Consider the following 17,316-nt stretch of genomic DNA (forward strand, 5'->3'; position numbering starts at 1 on the left):
TTCTAAATTGCAGTAAAATTCTTTTTAGTATACAAAAGGAGTCCTGAAATATGAATATATCAAAAAAATATATACACATTGCACTCATTTGGTTTTTAGCATCATTATTTTGTTTACAAATCTCTTATGCCATTCATACTACTACTTCTATTACAATCGGCTGGATATTAACAGCTATCTTCTTCATTATTAGCTTCATTGCAACAAAAAAGCATAGCGTTACTCATTAACGCTATGCTTTTCCTATAAAACTATTCTTCTGAAACGTCTAATAAATAAATCCCTCTTTCAAATCCACCGCGCTCTATCTCTTTTTGCTTACGAAGGCGTTCCACATCTTCAATCGATGCACCTTCTGCACGTGCTAATGAAATGATAACCTCTAGCGCATCTGCAAGAGAATCTAGTGCATGTTCGCGTTCTTTCATAGAAGCAAATTCACGAATTTCTTCCGTTCCAATTTTCGCTAAAGCTTGTATGTAGGCTTGACCTGTTAATTTTTGTGCTGTATATGTTTTTCCAGACATTAAAATCTTCTCTGGAACACGATCTCTTACTAACTTGTTATATGCTGACATCATTCATCCTCCTATATTTAATAACATCCGAGCTCTGCTTTATAGAAAAACCATTTTTTCTTCACGCATGCACTTAACATATCAATTCCTGATCCATGTGCTCTTACATGTGGAAAGAAATAGTGCTCTAAGTCTTCGTCCTTACCATATAGAGTTTGATACTCATCTGGAATCGCTTCTTTTTTCACATCTTTTTCTTTCGTCACCCCGTCAGAAAATGCAACACTTGGATGTCCCTCAAAAAATAACGCAGTCCGAACTGCCAAAGATGGTGTACTATGCAAAGCAGAATATGTAAGCAAAATAATAGTGATAACACCGATCATTTTCTTCATGTATTACTCCTAAAAAAAAGTGCTAACACAATTATACTAAAATGTGTTAGCACTTTCTCCCCTTTATCCCGAATTAACGAGCTAATAATCAGTGAGGAATGGACAAACTTTATTCCCCTTTAAATGCTGGTAAACGTTTCTCTAAAAACGCAGCAATACCTTCTTTATGATCCGCTGTTTGTCTCATTGCATATTGACCACGCTTTTCTAATTGCAATGTTTGCTCTAAATTAGAACGATTTACTTCACATAAAATTTGCTTCGTTTGAATCATTGCTTTAATCGGCTTTTGTGACCATTCATTAATCTTCTGCTTCACAGCCGTTTGGAAATCTTCGCCGATTACTTCATCAATTAAGCCGATATCAAGCGCTTCTGTCGCTGATAATTTCTTACCTTCCCAAATAATTTGCTTCGTCATATTTTCACCGACGCGCTTTTGAAGGAAGAAATGACCGCCTCCATCTGGAATTAAAGCGATTCCAATAAAGTTCATTGCAATAACAGATGATATATCCGCCATTACATAATCAGCTGTTAACGCAATACTTAATCCAAGACCTGCAGTTGGTCCATGAATTGCACTAATAACAAGCTTTGGCATCGTATATAATGTCACGACAACTTCAGAAATGGTATTCATAATACCATCAAACTTACTTTCATCATTACTTGAAAGCATCGATTTAATATCCCCACCCGCAGAAAAACCACGGCCGTTCCCGCATAACACAACGATATGCGCAGAACTTTCCGCTACTTCTTTTAACTTTTGTAATAACTCTTTTAAGGTCGGCTCATCCAACGCATTTAACACCTCTGGGCGATTGACCATAACCGTTGCAACGTGGCCTTCATATTTCACAACGACAGATTCTGTTTTACTTGTTATTTCCATTATATATACCCCTCTTTTCTCCATAAAGATTATACTTATATAATTATAGAGAACCATTGAAAAATCCTTCTTTTTTCTCAATTTTCTGTCTAATAATCTCGCAATTTGTACATATACCGTATAAAACATACAATTCCGTTGAAAAATATAGAAATTAAAGTCGGTTTATCCATGCTTTTCATCTATTTACCATTACAATGAAATGGTGTATTCTTAAGTTTGATAAAAAAACAAATATTGAAATTCATTCGCCTTACTATGTAAAAAAGGCTTTATACCCATCTTTTAGGTGTTGTAATAAAGGAATGAAGAACTGGAGGAACATATGGTTAATAAGTTGAAACAAACGGATAACTACTTCCCACATTTCCTATTGCTATTCATTGTGTTTCAACCAATTTTAGATTTATTAACATCTTTTTCAATCTATATACTACACATGAGCGCAACAGTTGGAGTTGTAGTCCGTTTCGCCTTTATGCTTCTTGCATTAGGATACCTACTTCTTCATCACAAACAACAAGATGCGAAAAAGTACATCCTCTATTTATGTTTACTCGGAATCGCACTCGCAATCGGTCTTGTAAATAATATGATGGTTAAATCTCCAATTTCATTTGGAGAAGAAGTTAAATTTATCTTAAAGAGCGTATATCCAATTGTGCTACTGTTTGGATATATTATCGCCTTTAAAGAGCTAAAAAATAAAGAGTATGTATTTCATAAAATCATTACATATTTCTTATATGCAACTTTAATTTTAAGCATCACAATGATTGTCGCAATGCAAACTGGAACGGATTTCCCAAGCTATCCTCACTCAAAAATCGGTTCAAGAGGTTGGTTCTTCGCTGGAAATGATTTAAGTTCTCTTTTCGCCATTATGTTCCCAATCATTGTCTTATATTCGATTCATAAAACAACTTCTTTCTCGAAAATATATTACTGGATTCCAACAATACTTGCGATGTATGCAAGTATTATGGTCGGAACGAAAGTCGGATATGGCGCAATTGTTATTACATTAGGCGTAGCACTTTTCTTCTCATTCATTGAGTACATGATAAATCGTAAAAAAGAAGGAAAAGGATTCACACATATTGTAAATACCGTTGTTGCCGCTGTTATACTAGGAGGTTTAATTGTTCTTACACCGCATACTCCTATCGCAAAAAATATGGGCATTCACATGCAAATATACGAATACAAAAAATCAGTACAAGAAGAGAAAGATCGAAAAGAAGGAAAAGTAATTAAAGAAGATCCAGAAGATGCAAAAAAACATGCAAAAGGTGAACTTACAGATTCTGAAGTAAAAAGTTTAATTTACAGCGATCGCGACAAATTCTTAAAAACATACAAACAGTACTATAAAGACGCACCGCTTTCACAAAAACTATTCGGAATGGGTTACGCTGGTAACTACACAGATAAAATTAAATTAATTGAAATGGACTTCCATGACCTATTTTTCGCATTTGGCATTGTCGGTTTCCTTATTTACTTAATACCACTTCTATACTTTGGTATTACATTATTCACCCGCATGATCACAAACTTTAAGAAAATCATGACCGTAAAGTATATGCTATTAGCGAGCACACTCATTCTATCACTTGGCATTGGCTTTATGTCTGGCCACGTATTAACAGCGCCAGCCGTTAGCATTTTCTTCGTTGTTATTCTCGCTTATATCATTGTTGATTTTGAAATTGAATAAAAAGAAGGTGCTACGAAATATTAGTAGCACCTTCTTTTTTATTTAATTAATGTTTTACGTACTCTAAGCTTTCTTTTGCAATATACGCTTCTGTTACAGTAGGATTATCTGAAATAACTTTAACCCACGCTTTTCCATTTATTATTTCTTCACCAGTAACTGTGACAACTACATTTGTATTTAAACGATACAGTCGCTCATTTGATATACTAGGATTCTTTTTCACTTCCACGTTATTCATCACACGTGCAAGTTTGTACTTGTTGTATTCTTTTTTACCTAAATAAGAATCAAAACGGTTCATATGCCCCGCTACTTTTTTACCCCAGTTCGCATCAGATGCATATTTCGCATTTAAACCAGCAGCTTTATCACCTGTATATGTTGCTGTATAACGCCAATGTCCTGGATTTAAATATCCTTCATTCATGTATAATTTTGCTGCATGTTCAATACAATCTTCTTTTGAATTAAATGCTTCCCCGTTACCATATGGGCTATCGTCTGTTGCTTTTAAACCAAATAAATTATTTTTGTCTTTTGCAAGAGCGCTTGTTCCATAATAACTTTCATGAATTGCTAATGAATATAAGAATAATGCATTTACATTATACTTGCTTTCTACTTCTTTAAATTTCTTTCCTAAACCAATTAATGGAGAGTCTGGCTTAATCGATTTCACATAACTATCTAGTTGTTCAGCTGTATAATCTGTTTTCGAACGTAATGATAAATAATTGAAATATTGATAGAAAGTTTCGTCTCCGAATGTCTTTCCATCTACACTATACATTAGCTGTCCTTGCTTCATGAAAGAAGGTGCCACACCATATCTAAATTCTGTATATCCAGGTGAACTTGTATTATATGTATAATATTTATGGTATAAATATCCATCTGATTTCACATAATAAGACGACTGTTTCATTTCATTGGTAGGAATTAAAGTGATTTCATTCTTCTTCACATAACCTGTCAAACCAGAAAGTTGAACTTTCACACGATCTTCGCCAACTTCTAACACTTTCAATTCTGTTCCATACTGAATATACGTATATACTGTTGCTAAATTCTCATCATAAATATTAATGATGTTTTGCCCAGTTATTCTTTTCGCACTTGCAAAACCATCTTTAATCCATAAAAATTCGTTCTCGTATTTTACCGCATTCATACCTTTATTTTGAGCAGCCGTAACCGCTTCTTTATACGTATTATAGCGCTCTACTTCTTGCTCTGTTCCGTTTTCTCTTACATTTGTCACAACATATTTCTTAGTTTCTACAGGATTGCTATTTCCGTTTTTTTCAATCGTCTGAAGCATGCGATCCAACATAGCTGAAGCCATCCCTCTTGTAGCTGATAAATGTGGTCTAAATGTATTATCTTCTGGATACCCTTTAATAATTTGAGTAGCCACCATAACTTGCACATGCTCTTTATAGTTAATACTATCTTTGTCAGTAAAGGTAAGCGGACTTACAGCTACTTTAATATTTTTATAGTCTAACGCTCGCTTTACCATGATCGACATTTCTTCACGTGTAATCACATCATTTGGTGAGAATGTCTCGTTCGTACGACCATTAATAATTTTCGCTCCATATGCTCTACTTACACCATCATATAAACCGTAAGTCTTCGGCACATCCTCGAAATTCGAATCAGCTTTCGGTAAATTTAAAGCCCTTGCTATGAATGTAGCAAACTCTGCTCTTGTTACTAATTTATCAGGCGCATATACATTGTCTCCATACCCCATTAAAACTCCTTTAGTAATAAGTGAGCGCATATTCGTCTCAAACATATGTCCTGTAATATCATCATTTGCCGCATAACTTGAAATAGGATTTAAAAGTAATGATCCCGTTAATGCCACTGCTGTTATACCTTTTGAAAAAGTCTTCAAGGTTATCCTCCTCGTAATCTACGAATTTATTATCACAAATTTGATTATATAATAATCACAATCATTTTAGCATAATAAATAGGAATTAAAATAAAACGTTTTTTAATTTGAATTTTCATTACATTCAAAACAAAATAAAAGACACTTTACTTTTTTAATAAAGTGCCTTTTTCCATATGATCAATGAGTTTCTTTGTTGCCTGTTTGCCTTGCAACCGAAGCTCATCTATTGTCAATTGTAACTCTTGCTGCACAGTTCCTTGTTGCATTAATTGCTTTTTCGCAATTTCATATAAATATTCAGCACTCCATTCGCCATCCACACTTCCTATAACTGGCTGATTCACTTGACTTAAAAACGAATCAATTTTCGGATCGTATGAAATCCCGACCATTGGAGTTTTGGCTACAGCAGAAAAAACTAGTGCATGAAGACGCATACCAATTAGTAATGAACATTGTGATAAAATGAATATTTTCTCGTCGATATCCATTTTATATGGAAGCATATACGTCTCTTCTCCCATTAAGTCTACTACTTCACGCGAAGCTTTTTGATCAAATGGCTCATGCATTGGAACAAATAGAATTTGGTATCCTTCTTGCTTTAATTTTTTTAATGCCGCAGCTAATTTTTTTATATAATCTTCTTTTGCATTCCAATAACGCACACTAACCGCAATTACTTTTCCATGTATCGAATGCTTTTGCAACCAATCCGATTGTTTTGTCCGTTTCCATGTTAAAACAGGGTCTGGAACAATTTCAATATCGTTTTTTATGCCAAGTTCTTTTAAATATAAAAACGAATCCTCATCTCGAACTGATACATAGGAAGCTTTTGACAAGTTCCATTTTACTAATAGACGATTATATCCTTTTGTAATTGGACCTATTCCTTGTGAATAAATATAATACGGCTTTTTTAATAATCGAGCGAGTCCCATAATACCCGTATAATATAGAATACTCTTCGTACTTGTCTGATCTTGAAGAAGGCTCCCGCCACCGCTAATAACTCCATCACTGTTTTTGATTGCATGATAAACAGCTTTTATATCCCAGCGATCTACCGATTCTACACCATACATTTCCTTTGTATATTTAGAATCATTTGATAGTACTACTAGTTCTATATCCGGGTTCTCTTTACTTAACGATTCAATAATTGATTGTAGAATCGCCTCGTCTCCAACATTATAAAAACCATAATATCCTGATAAGACTAAACGCACCCTAAATCTCCTCCAAAACTAGGTAACCGTTTATTTCATCTAACATAAACTAGTACCCATTCCTTACCTAAACACTTGATACCCTACATAGTTTCCTCTTTATCAGTTCATATGAATTATAATAAAAAATTAAATTTCTATATTTATCTTTTCAAAAATGGTATTTTGTTTATTGATATCCATTTTAATTTCAAAGCACATACACCATACAAAATGGTTGTAATACTTAATGCTATACCACTGAATAATAACGTCATAATTCTTGAAGATGTAATATTTATCACATTACATAGTTCATACAATCCTAGTCCCAAAATACATGCTATTGCTAGCACACCAAAAAAGCTTTTTAAATGAATAGAATAGGCAATATAGCTTCGAATATACAAATGATTTACAATACAAACCAATACGTAAGTAATGAATGTACTATACGCCGCTCCATCTATGCCAAACTTCTGCACGAACATTATGTTTAACACGACTTTCACACAACTCGCACCAATAACAATCCATGCAGCTTGTGCAGAACGGTTAATGCCCTGTAAAACACCTATTGATAATACCATAACCGCAGTAAAATACGAACTGCCAATCATAACTGTTAACATACTACTGCCTTTTACATCTGTGAACAATCCGACATTTAACGGTACTGTTAATGCCATCAACCATATTGTTAACGGTGCTGTCAAAACATGCGCTAGTCGATTTGTATTTTGAATTGTTATTTTCGCCAAATTTATATCTCTTTTGGCCAATGCGGAAGTTAAGAGTGGTATTAACGGAAATACAATTGCGCTTGCAAAAATAACAATTATTTGCGTGAATGCAAAACCGCGACTGTATATTCCAAATTGTTCTTGAATTTCTGTTGATGATCCTTGTAATACATGCGGTATTGTAAGCGAGTCTACTAAATTTAAAAGTGGCATTGATAAAGCTCCAATAGCGATTGGGATCGATACCCGCAATATCTTTTTGCCGTTTTCTCTTAAATCTCGGAGCGAATAGGAATTGCTTTTATTGTAGTATGGACTTCTATTATATTTTATACGCAAATATATAAGCGAACTAATGACTCCAAGAAAAGAGCCAACCATCGCACCACTAGTAATAACAGTATTACTCTTATCCCATGATACTAGTATGTAAGCAATTATTAACATAAAAAACACACGTACAAATTGCTCAATGACCTGTGATACCCCTGTTGGTTTCATATCACCGAAACCTTGAAAATACCCTCTATACACCGCCATGTATGGCGCAATGAGTAATGCTAATGAAGTAATAAGCAACGGCATTCTAGTTTCTTGTCCACCAAGCATATTTGCAATTTCAATAGAAAATAATACAATGACTAAACAGCCGAAAACGCCAAATGCTATCCCAATAATTGACGCTGATTTAAATAATTTCGCAATTTCCTTTTGCTTATTTTTTTCGTTCAACTCTGCAATTAGTTTCGAAATTGCAAGTGGAACTCCGGCTACCGATAATGTAAGAGCAATCATATATACAGGAAAAACAAGGCGGAAAATACCGAGCACTTCATCTCCTGCAATATTTTGTAATGGAATTTGAAAAAAACTACCCAGCAATTTCGACAAAAAAGTTGTAATGGTTAAAATTGCTGCTCCTTTTACAAATGTTTTATTCATATTTTTTCTCTTTTCTTTTATACATATACTCTCAAACATATTGTTTTAAACGATAGGAATTCACTTTATCCCATTGGTTATCATAACAAATTTATTATAGGTTGAATACTTGGTTTTTTTTTCAAAATAGAAAAGAGAACCCATTTAAGCCTGTCTCTTCACAATATTTTTTCTAATTCCTTCCATTATGTATGTACACACTATAACCGTTTCTGTTACGCAAAAAGAGCCCTTCCTCCCTATCACTGCGATACATATTACTAAAAACATTATAAAAATATCCCACAACTCTACATTATAATTTATGTAAGATTGTGAGATATTCTAATTACCATCTAAACACTTAAGATTTTCAATTGCTCTTTCTGTTCATCGCTTGCCATTACTGCGATTGTTTTTTCAATACTCGGATGTACTTGCTCAAGCTTTACACTTGCTCCTACTTTATTTGATTGCTCAACAAAATTTAATAAGGCCATAGCTCCTGATACATCCATATAACGCACATCTTTCATACGTAAAATAACCGGTGACTTCACATCTTGTAAAGTAGAGAAAATACGATCTACTGATAGGAAAGAGAGCGGTCCTTGAATTGTGTACGTTTCTTCTTTTTCTTTTACGATAGAAGTTTTACGTTCTTTACATTTCACCATATATATGATGAACGAAAGAATAATACCGAATGCAACAGCAATCATTAAATCGAACTTCACCGTTACAATCATCGTTACGAGCATAACAACGACATCACCTTTAGGAGCGACATGCATCTTTTTCATGCTTCCCCAATCGAACATTCCAATACCAGTTAAAATTAAAATACCTGATAATACAGCAAGTGGAATATATTGTACGACCGAACCAAGACCCATAATAAAAATAAATAAGATAACACTATGCATACATGCCGAAAGTGCCGTTTTACCGCCACTTCTTATATTCACGATAGACCTTACAGTCGCACCTGCACCTGCTAATCCGCCAAACAATCCGCTCATCATATTACCGATACCTTGTCCGACCAGTTCTTTATTACTTTTATGACGTGTACCTGTCACATTATCCATTACGACCGATGTTAACAACGAGTCAATCGATCCTAATAAAGCAATACTAAGCGCTGGCAAAATAAGTGCTGCTATTCCTGTTCCACTTAAAGATGGAATATGAAGCGTAGGCATCGCTTCTGGAATGGTTCCAATCTTTTCAATTACTTTATTTAGTGAAAGATTTCCGATAATCGGTAACTTTACTGTAAGTCCTTCGAGTAAGGAAGAAAATAAAGGAAGCAAAGCTGTCACACCGACTAGTGCTACTAAACTAGACGGAATCGCCTTAATCCATTTACCAGAAACAATCATTACAATAATCGTTAACACAACAAGTAAAAAACTATTTTGTACGTGCTTTATTTCGCCTAAAATAATGATTAATGCAATACCATTCATAAATCCCGAAACGACAGGATACGGAATATATCGAACGTAAGAACCGAGCTTACATACACCGAATAAAATTTGAAATAACCCTGCCATCATAAAGGCAATAAAACTTGCCTCTAACCCGTGCGTCGCAATAACTCCTGTTGCAATAACGGTAATTGGTCCAGTTGGCCCTGTTACTTGCCCAGGTGTCCCGCCAAATAACGCTGCGAATAAACCTGCAAAAATCGCACCATACAATCCAACAAGCGCTCCCTCAGACGTTCCTGTCGCGGCAATACCAAATGCAATCGCAAGTGGTAACGCAACAATCGCAACAGTAAATCCTGCTAAACATTCCTTTGCTATTTTTTGAAACATAAAAAAAACCACCTTTGTATAAAGTCCATGTTCCATTGTACACCTAAAAAGATACATTCGTTAGCTCACTTTTTACATTCTCGTGACGTAAACGTATTCAATGAAAAGTTTCCCCCTTATCTTTGGAAACAATTGCAACTATGCTATAATGAACAAATTAAATCTTTTACTATATACTTGGAGGCACTATGCTAACTTTTGAAGAAAAATTATCGATTATTGAATCTTTCCCAGAACTAGAAAGAAAGAACGTATCATTAAAACGTGTAAACTTCCACTTTGAAGAAAGTCGTTTAGATAAAAAGAACGTTGTATTTCATTTACACCCAAATGGAAATGGATTTGTATATGCAAGCGGTATTAAAGGTTATAAAACAGATGATAAAGGCATGGTTAACATCCGTGAGTTTTCAGCAGAGGAGTTACGTTCAGTAATTGAGAAATCAATTGACCTTCTATCACAAGAAGAAGTAGTAGCACCTGTAGAACCTGCGAAAGAAGAAGAATGGCAGAACGAAGATGGTCATATTCTTACTCTTATTTCAGAGGATGACATGTGGAACGTGTACGCTGGTGTAAACTTAGACGGTACATTCAACTCTTATCCAGAAGCTGCGGAATACCTTGATGAAGAAGGCTTTTCACGCAAATAAAAATAGAAACCTATTTCATTCAACGACTTTTATAGTAATCAAAGAAGACACTTAAGGTGTCTTTTTTTGTAATATAAACTCCTTTCTCACACTATCTCTATTAATTTTCATAAAATGATTCAGAGGAGGTTTATATGAATACAACTGCTAAATTAATAAATTGGAAAGAACATGGCGATATGATTATTCTAGAATGTGAATTAAATGGAAAACGCTTCGAGATATCAACATATAAACAACGAATATATAATGCACACCTTTTATCAGCTGACGTTTATATTCGTTTAGACTCATCTGATAATATAATTGGAATAAATATTTATAAAAAGTAAGAAAAGCCCCCTATTCCATAGGCGGGCTTTATCTTTATTACACAACATCAGAGTATACTCTCTTTTTTCATACAGTTTATGTAATTATACATATTCATCAAAAAATACACTGAATGAATATTACATGTAGTAAAATATAACTTGTGGGCACGTTCTATAAAGCAGATTCTTTTAAAAGGCGTAACATATCAATTATTATAGGGGATGTGGCGTCACTTCGATATTGATCTCAAATCTCTTGTCTTTTGTGAACTAACAATCTAGTGTATATAGACGATTCTGCTTTATAGTGTGTGTTTACACTCATAACAAAGGGGTAATGGTAATACGGATAGATTCCGATTCGTATGAAATGAAATGGTTCAAGTCGGAGAAAGGCACCTTAGGGTGTCTTTTCTTTTTGTATTACATCCACTTTGTGTTTCCACCTTATTTCAAATGCGCTAATTAACCTTCACCAAGAAAAAATGAGAATTAACAAAGATATTGTTTCTTCTGTTTAATACAGAAAAATGCAGGATACCCCATAGATATGGGGCATCCTGCATTTTCTATTTTTTCGCACCTTTCAACGACTCCCTCAGTACAAACTTCTGCAACTTCCCGCTCGCATTACGAGGGAGTTCATCTACAAATAAATAATGACGCGGACGTTTATAATCTGCTAGTTCATCACTTTCTTTGCAATACGTTTCTAAATCAGCTTCTGTTATTGTTTCATCTTTCTTCACAATAACTGCCACAACACGCTCTCCCCATAATTCATCTGGCTCACCAAGTACCGCCACATCTAATATACCTGGATGACTATGAAGGAAATCTTCAATTTCACGAGGATAAATATTTACGCCACCGCTAATTACCATATCGTCAACGCGATCAGCAACGAATAAATAACCGTCTTTATCAAAATAGCCTAGATCACCAGAATGATACCATCCTTTATACATCGATTTTTTATTCGCTTCTTCACGATTATGATAGCCAGCCATCATAGTTGGGCCGCGTAAAATAATTTCTCCCACTTCATAAGGAGGTAATACATCATCTGGTTCTGCCGGTGCATCCTCGTTCGGTTTCACAATACGAACTTCATGGCTAAAACATGGCGTGCCTGCTGAACCAGCTTTCGTAATTTGATCCTCCTCTACGAGAAATGCAACAACTGGCCCCATTTCTGTCATTCCGTATATTTGAACAAGATCAATATAAAGACGTTCTTTACATTCCTTCACTAACGCCGGTGCCATTGCTGCTCCGCCATATATACCGATTTTCATTGACGTTAAATCATACTGAGCTAAATCTTTTTGCAACAACATATTCCACATCGTCGGCGCTGCAAAGAACGTCGTAATCTTTTCTTCTTGAATCGTATGTAATACTGTTTCTGTATCAAAATGATGCAAAATAACATTCTTTCCGCCAACTTGAATGCGTGGTATGATTCCGGCATTTAATTCACCACAGTGATATAAAGGTGCAACAACAAGCCCAACGCTATCTCTATTATATTTTAGGAAATACGTACAAATCATACTATGCTCAGCCATTTCACGATGGCGATGTAACACGCCTTTCGGATGACCTGTCGTACCGCTCGTATACAGCATAGAACAATAATCCATTTCATCAATTTCGATATTTACTTTCTCAGAAGATGCTTCATTCACTTTTTCATGGTAGGAACTTGCATAGGAAGGTTTATCGTTTTCTATAGACCAAAAAGATGTATTTGGAAAATCTCTTTCAATTATAGCAACAGTTGACTCAACTGCTTTTTCAAAGACAACGACTTTCGAGGATGCGTCCTGAAGAATATAAGATACTTCTTTTGCTTTTAAGCGGAAATTAATCGGGTTAAAGATCGCTCCAATTTTCGCACAGGCTAAGTAAACGTTTACAAATTCATGGCAATTATATAAGTAAACAGATACCGTATCTCCCTTTCTTACCCCTTCTTCTAATAGAGCGTGCGCTGTTTTATTTATTTGTTCATCCCACTGTTTATACGTCCAGCGAATATTTTTTTCAGGTTCCACTAACGCCTCTTTATTTGGATACTTACCAACTGATAAATCAAAAATTCTCCCTATCGTCATATACATGCCAACAATTTCCCCCTTTTCTCTTTCATAAATCTATCATTTCGTCCATAAGTAGACATTGTCCTCTAATGATTTGACTAATTTTTCTGATTATTATCGACATAGTTTTACATACGGTACCGCTAGGCGGTAAATGAAATTATATCGGCGATTTTCCAGATATATCGACCGTAACTTGAAATATATCAACCACAACTCAATTTATATCAGCGATTTTTCAAATATATCGACTTACCGACAAAAACTGATAAGATATAATCGGACCGCCTGCAGGATAAAAAAGAGGTTGTTCCGACTCGGAACAACCTCTTTCTTCTTATGCAAATAGCTCTTCTAAAATTTTCAGTTTATCTTCTGTATATTTCACAAAGCCATCATTATATGATTTTGGATCTTTCGGATTCGCAAAGTGCGTAATTGCTCCCGTCTTCGGGTGAACAAATTTACTTGATGCACCACAACCAAGTCCGATAATTGATTGTACTTCTTCCATAATGACAATGTTGTAAATACTTTCTTGCGTCGGCATTGCATAACCAACGTTCTCTAAGTTACCTAAAATATTCTTTTGACGATATAGGTAATATGGTACGTAATTATGCTTTTGCGTCCACTCTTCTGCTTCATGCATCATCGCTGTAATTTCTTCGCGACCTGCTACTTTATATTTACGTTTGTTTTGCGTCATTTCAGAAGCACGTTTAAATGATAACGTATGAACTGTTAATGATTCTGGCATTAACTTTTCTGTTTCATCTAACGTATGCTTGAAGATATCTAACCCTTCACCAGGAAGACCAATAATTAAGTCCATATTAATATTGTTCATTCCCATTTCACGAGCTAAATGGTATTTCTCAATTGTTTCTTCTACAGTATGATGACGTCCAATTGCTTTTAGTGTCTCTTGATGGTATGACTGCGGATTAATACTAATACGGTCAATATTCCATTTATTTAACACTTCTAGCTTTGCTGGCGTAATTGTATCTGGGCGACCTGCCTCAACTGTTACTTCACGCACATTTTTCACATCTGGGAACGCTTCATACATTTCTTCATACAGCATATCCATCTCTTCTGCTGTAATACTTGTAGGTGTACCGCCGCCGTAATAAATCGTCGTAACTTTTACACCTTTTTCTTTTAAAAACTTACCAATTTCACGAACTTCATAATGTAAACCACCTAAGAACGAATCAACAGATCCTTGGCGTCCATTAATTGCATAAGCCGGGAATGTACAATATGCACATTTCGTTGGGCAGAACGGAATACCGATATAAATACTTACTTCTTCTTTCAAACGGTATAAATCCGGAACAACTGCTAATTGGCAATCAACAATGCGCTGAAGAAGTTCAATTTTCTCTTCATGAATTAAATAACTTTCACGAAGTTCTTGATGCGCTTCTTCTTTTGACATACCATTTTGAAGCATTTTGTGAAGAAGTTTCGTCGGACGTACTCCCGTTAAAATCCCCCAGCTTTGTTCAATACCAGTTAACTGCTGAAGAACAGAAAGATATACATAAGAAACAACGTGTTTCACTTGCTTCATACGCTCTTTTTCATCTGTAAAAGCAGATAAATCTTTTGCGAATGTTTCTTCATACACATTTCCAGTCGCAACATCTGTTAAACGAGCAGATGCTTTCACATTCTCTTCAATGTGTATATCAACGATAAGATTTGCTTCCTCTTGTTCAAATCCAATCGTACTCTCTTCAAAAAATAAGCCGCCAATATTTTGTAGCGGACGTAAAAAACGATCATCTTGTAACGTTTTAATTGAAATTAACAACATTATCACCTTTTCATTTGCAAACTCTCTTTAGTTTACTTGAAGGGCGTTTGCAGGTCAATACAGAAGGTTTTACCTGTTTCTCTTACATTTTTTCAAATAATTCTTTTTATGAATATTGCTCATGTATATAGACATCATGATTTTCTCTTGTTAAAATTTATTAGTGTTAAAATCGATACATAGTGAAAATACAATATAAAAAGGAGGACTGTTAACACTAGATTCCACAATCTAATGTGTTAAAAACAAATATGAAAAAGAAATTTTATAGTGTTTTAACTCTCTCTCTTGCATTACAAACTGTTCTTGCACCTACTTATTCATTTGCAGAGAGTGCTGAAAAATCCGCCGAAGTATATACGGAGGATCAAGTTTTTAAAAGTATTAAAGAACATGTTAATGAGCATAGTACTCATGAAGAAAATATCGAGGTTACTGGCCAATTCCTACTATACACTTCAAAAAAACATTCATTATATACCGCGAATGATTTAAAAAACAAATCGAATATCGAGATTACAGAACAAGTCGTAACGGCGACAAAGAAAAAAGGAAATGCTTACTACATAACGACGTCAACTGGCGCTGGATGGATAGATAACAATGATAATAGCTTAGAAGTTCAAGAGATTCATAAACTATCTAACCAAAAATTAATCGTAAAAGAAGAAGCTTCCATACATGCACTTCCGTTCCAATCGTTTAAAGAAGAAGGGAAACTAGAGCCACAAGTCATTACTCCTACTGAACAAGCTGGAAATTGGTTTAAAGTCCAAATAAACGAAACAGCAAAATGGATTTATGCACCTTCTGCTACATTTGAAGGTACAAAAGCTTCATTATTAAAAAACAGTCGTACTGCTAAAAATAGTTTATTGAGATCGCCAGAAGCTCTACAAACAAACACTATTTATGGCGTTACATTTAAAGAAATGATTGTCCCAAAAGGAAATGACGATATTCGCCCTGGCTACCCGATGGTACCTAAATATATTACGATTCACGAAACGGCTAATACAGCGAAAGGTGCTAATGCTCTGAATCATGCAAAATTCTTAGATAATCAAGCACGCGGAACAGCTGATCGCGCTGCATCTTGGCATTTCACAGTAGATGATAAAGAAATTTATCAACATCTTCCAGTAAATGAAGTTGGATGGCATGCTGGAAATAAAACTGGAAACTATGAATCTATCGGAATTGAAATTGCCGTTAATCAAGATGGAAACTATGAAAAAGCGGTAGAAAATGCGCGTAAATTGGCAGCTTATTTAATGAACGACTTAAATATTTCTCTAGATAAGGTCCAAAAACACCAATTTTGGTCAGGAAAAAACTGCCCTGCGTTTATGATTCAACGCGGACAATGGGATGCTTTCTTAAAAGGAACTGAAACATACTATAAGGAAAACCAAAAAAATCCCGTAACTGATGACATTACAGGTGGATGGTATGAACAAGACATTCGTCAATTAGCAGCTAGAGGCATTATGCAAGGAGAAGGGAACGGCAAGTACTTCCCAGAACGTCTTGTAACGCGTGCTGAATTTGCTACATTAATTACTCGTGCTTTACAATTACCAAGTGGAAATGCTAATTTCACAGACTTAGAACAAGTACACCCATCTTTAAGAGACGGTATTAATCGTGCAGCAAGCGCAGGCATAATCCGCGGACGTGGTGATAATACATTTGATCCAAATACTACAATTACACGCGAAGAAGCTGTTATTATGATCGATCGTTCTCTAAAACACGCTGGTATTTTTGCAAAACAAGTTGAACTACCATTCGTAGACCAAAACTTAATTTACGCTAAAGAAGAAGTACAAAGAGTGTATGGATATGGAATTGTAAAAGGTAATGAATTTAATCAATTCGTACCAAAAGGACCATCACAACGTGCACACGCAGCTGCATTTATAAACAGAATGCTTAGCGTAATTGAAGCTTAACATATTTATCATTCCATATAGATATTTTCATTTTATCTGTATTCACTTAAAAGGCATCAGAGATTATATATCTCTGATGCCTTTTATACATCCGTTAACTATTTTTAGCCATGAATCTTAAACGTATTCCTAGTAACAGAAGCATAAAACCGATGAATGGAACGTAATTCGTATTGTGTCCTGTAGCTGGAAGTTGTTGATTATTAGAAGAACCTTGTCCTTTTTCTGGTAAATTAGGTTTTTCTACTCCCTCACCTGGCTTTTCTGTTCCTTCACCCGGCTTTCCTGTTCCTTCACCTGGTTTTCCTGTTCCTTCA

General features: G+C 35.0%; 15 protein-coding genes. 5 read left to right on the top strand and 10 right to left on the bottom strand.

Annotation, left to right across the window (positions count from 1 at the left end; all coding sequences use genetic code 11):
• Window positions 1-50: 50 nt before the first annotated feature.
• The gene (locus BLT20_RS03420; RefSeq protein ID WP_001027083.1) at window positions 51-230 is read left to right on the top strand and encodes a hypothetical protein; all 180 of its coding nucleotides are present in this window, start codon (window positions 51-53) and stop codon (window positions 228-230) included.
• 21 nt (window positions 231-251) lie between these two features.
• On the opposite strand, the gene BLT20_RS03425 is transcribed toward BLT20_RS03420, so the two are convergent.
• The 3 genes from BLT20_RS03425 to BLT20_RS03435 form a co-directional block, all read right to left on the bottom strand.
• The gene (locus BLT20_RS03425; protein ID WP_001277350.1) at window positions 252-578 is read right to left on the bottom strand and encodes a nucleoside triphosphate pyrophosphohydrolase; all 327 of its coding nucleotides are present in this window, start codon (window positions 576-578) and stop codon (window positions 252-254) included.
• A gap of 17 nt (window positions 579-595) precedes the next feature.
• Window positions 596-913: a hypothetical protein gene (locus BLT20_RS03430; RefSeq protein ID WP_000738198.1), complete on the bottom strand. Its 318-nt coding sequence runs from the start codon at window positions 911-913 to the stop codon at window positions 596-598.
• A 109-nt stretch (window positions 914-1,022) separates the two neighbouring features.
• Complete coding sequence (locus tag BLT20_RS03435) at window positions 1,023-1,835, bottom strand: enoyl-CoA hydratase (RefSeq protein WP_001999174.1); 813 nt, start codon at window positions 1,833-1,835, stop codon at window positions 1,023-1,025.
• A gap of 301 nt (window positions 1,836-2,136) precedes the next feature.
• Here BLT20_RS03435 and BLT20_RS03440 point away from each other — a divergent pair, with 301 nt between their 5' ends.
• On the top strand, window positions 2,137-3,531 hold the full coding sequence (locus BLT20_RS03440) for an O-antigen ligase family protein (RefSeq protein WP_000247523.1): 1,395 nt from the start codon (window positions 2,137-2,139) through the stop codon (window positions 3,529-3,531).
• A 46-nt stretch (window positions 3,532-3,577) separates the two neighbouring features.
• Here BLT20_RS03440 and BLT20_RS03445 read toward each other — a convergent pair whose 3' ends face one another.
• The 4 genes from BLT20_RS03445 to BLT20_RS03460 all read right to left on the bottom strand — a co-directional run bounded on the left by BLT20_RS03445 (window position 3,578) and on the right by BLT20_RS03460 (window position 10,144).
• The gene (locus BLT20_RS03445) at window positions 3,578-5,440 is read right to left on the bottom strand and encodes an S-layer homology domain-containing protein (protein WP_073339918.1); all 1,863 of its coding nucleotides are present in this window, start codon (window positions 5,438-5,440) and stop codon (window positions 3,578-3,580) included.
• A 146-nt stretch (window positions 5,441-5,586) separates the two neighbouring features.
• Window positions 5,587-6,675: a polysaccharide pyruvyl transferase CsaB gene (csaB, locus tag BLT20_RS03450; RefSeq protein ID WP_001241591.1), complete on the bottom strand. Its 1,089-nt coding sequence runs from the start codon at window positions 6,673-6,675 to the stop codon at window positions 5,587-5,589.
• A gap of 143 nt (window positions 6,676-6,818) precedes the next feature.
• Window positions 6,819-8,339 (bottom strand): putative polysaccharide biosynthesis protein, encoded by a 1,521-nt coding sequence (locus BLT20_RS03455; RefSeq protein WP_001044001.1) that lies wholly within the window; start codon window positions 8,337-8,339, stop codon window positions 6,819-6,821.
• A 335-nt stretch (window positions 8,340-8,674) separates the two neighbouring features.
• Window positions 8,675-10,144 (bottom strand): SulP family inorganic anion transporter, encoded by a 1,470-nt coding sequence (locus BLT20_RS03460; protein ID WP_000486653.1) that lies wholly within the window; start codon window positions 10,142-10,144, stop codon window positions 8,675-8,677.
• Window positions 10,145-10,332: 188 nt separating this feature from the next.
• On the opposite strand from BLT20_RS03460, the gene BLT20_RS03465 reads away from it, so the two are divergent.
• Together BLT20_RS03465 and BLT20_RS03470 are read left to right on the top strand one after the other, a co-directional pair.
• Window positions 10,333-10,797 carry a hypothetical protein gene (locus tag BLT20_RS03465; RefSeq protein ID WP_000954998.1) on the top strand — a complete coding sequence of 155 codons (465 nt, stop codon included), beginning with the start codon at window positions 10,333-10,335 and terminating at the stop codon, window positions 10,795-10,797.
• Window positions 10,798-10,931: 134 nt separating this feature from the next.
• On the top strand, window positions 10,932-11,129 hold the full coding sequence (locus tag BLT20_RS03470) for a hypothetical protein (protein ID WP_001098258.1): 198 nt from the start codon (window positions 10,932-10,934) through the stop codon (window positions 11,127-11,129).
• Window positions 11,130-11,680: 551 nt separating this feature from the next.
• Here the strand turns inward: BLT20_RS03470 and BLT20_RS03475 are convergent.
• Entirely contained in the window at window positions 11,681-13,237 is a 1,557-nt protein-coding gene (locus BLT20_RS03475; protein ID WP_000281991.1) for a fatty acid--CoA ligase, read from the bottom strand.
• A gap of 316 nt (window positions 13,238-13,553) precedes the next feature.
• Window positions 13,554-15,044: a coproporphyrinogen III oxidase gene (locus tag BLT20_RS03485; protein ID WP_002025370.1), complete on the bottom strand. Its 1,491-nt coding sequence runs from the start codon at window positions 15,042-15,044 to the stop codon at window positions 13,554-13,556.
• A gap of 251 nt (window positions 15,045-15,295) precedes the next feature.
• On the opposite strand from BLT20_RS03485, the gene BLT20_RS30070 reads away from it, so the two are divergent.
• Entirely contained in the window at window positions 15,296-16,999 is a 1,704-nt protein-coding gene (locus BLT20_RS30070; protein WP_033684630.1) for an S-layer homology domain-containing protein, read from the top strand.
• Between the two features lie 94 nt (window positions 17,000-17,093).
• Here the strand turns inward: BLT20_RS30070 and BLT20_RS03495 are convergent.
• Window positions 17,094-17,316: LPXTG cell wall anchor domain-containing protein (locus tag BLT20_RS03495; RefSeq protein WP_141769978.1), on the bottom strand; the 223-nt coding region annotated here is incomplete at its 5' end.

The organism is Bacillus sp. cl96, assembly GCF_900100505.1.
Classification (GTDB): Bacteria; Bacillota; Bacilli; order Bacillales; family Bacillaceae_G; genus Bacillus_A; species Bacillus_A cereus.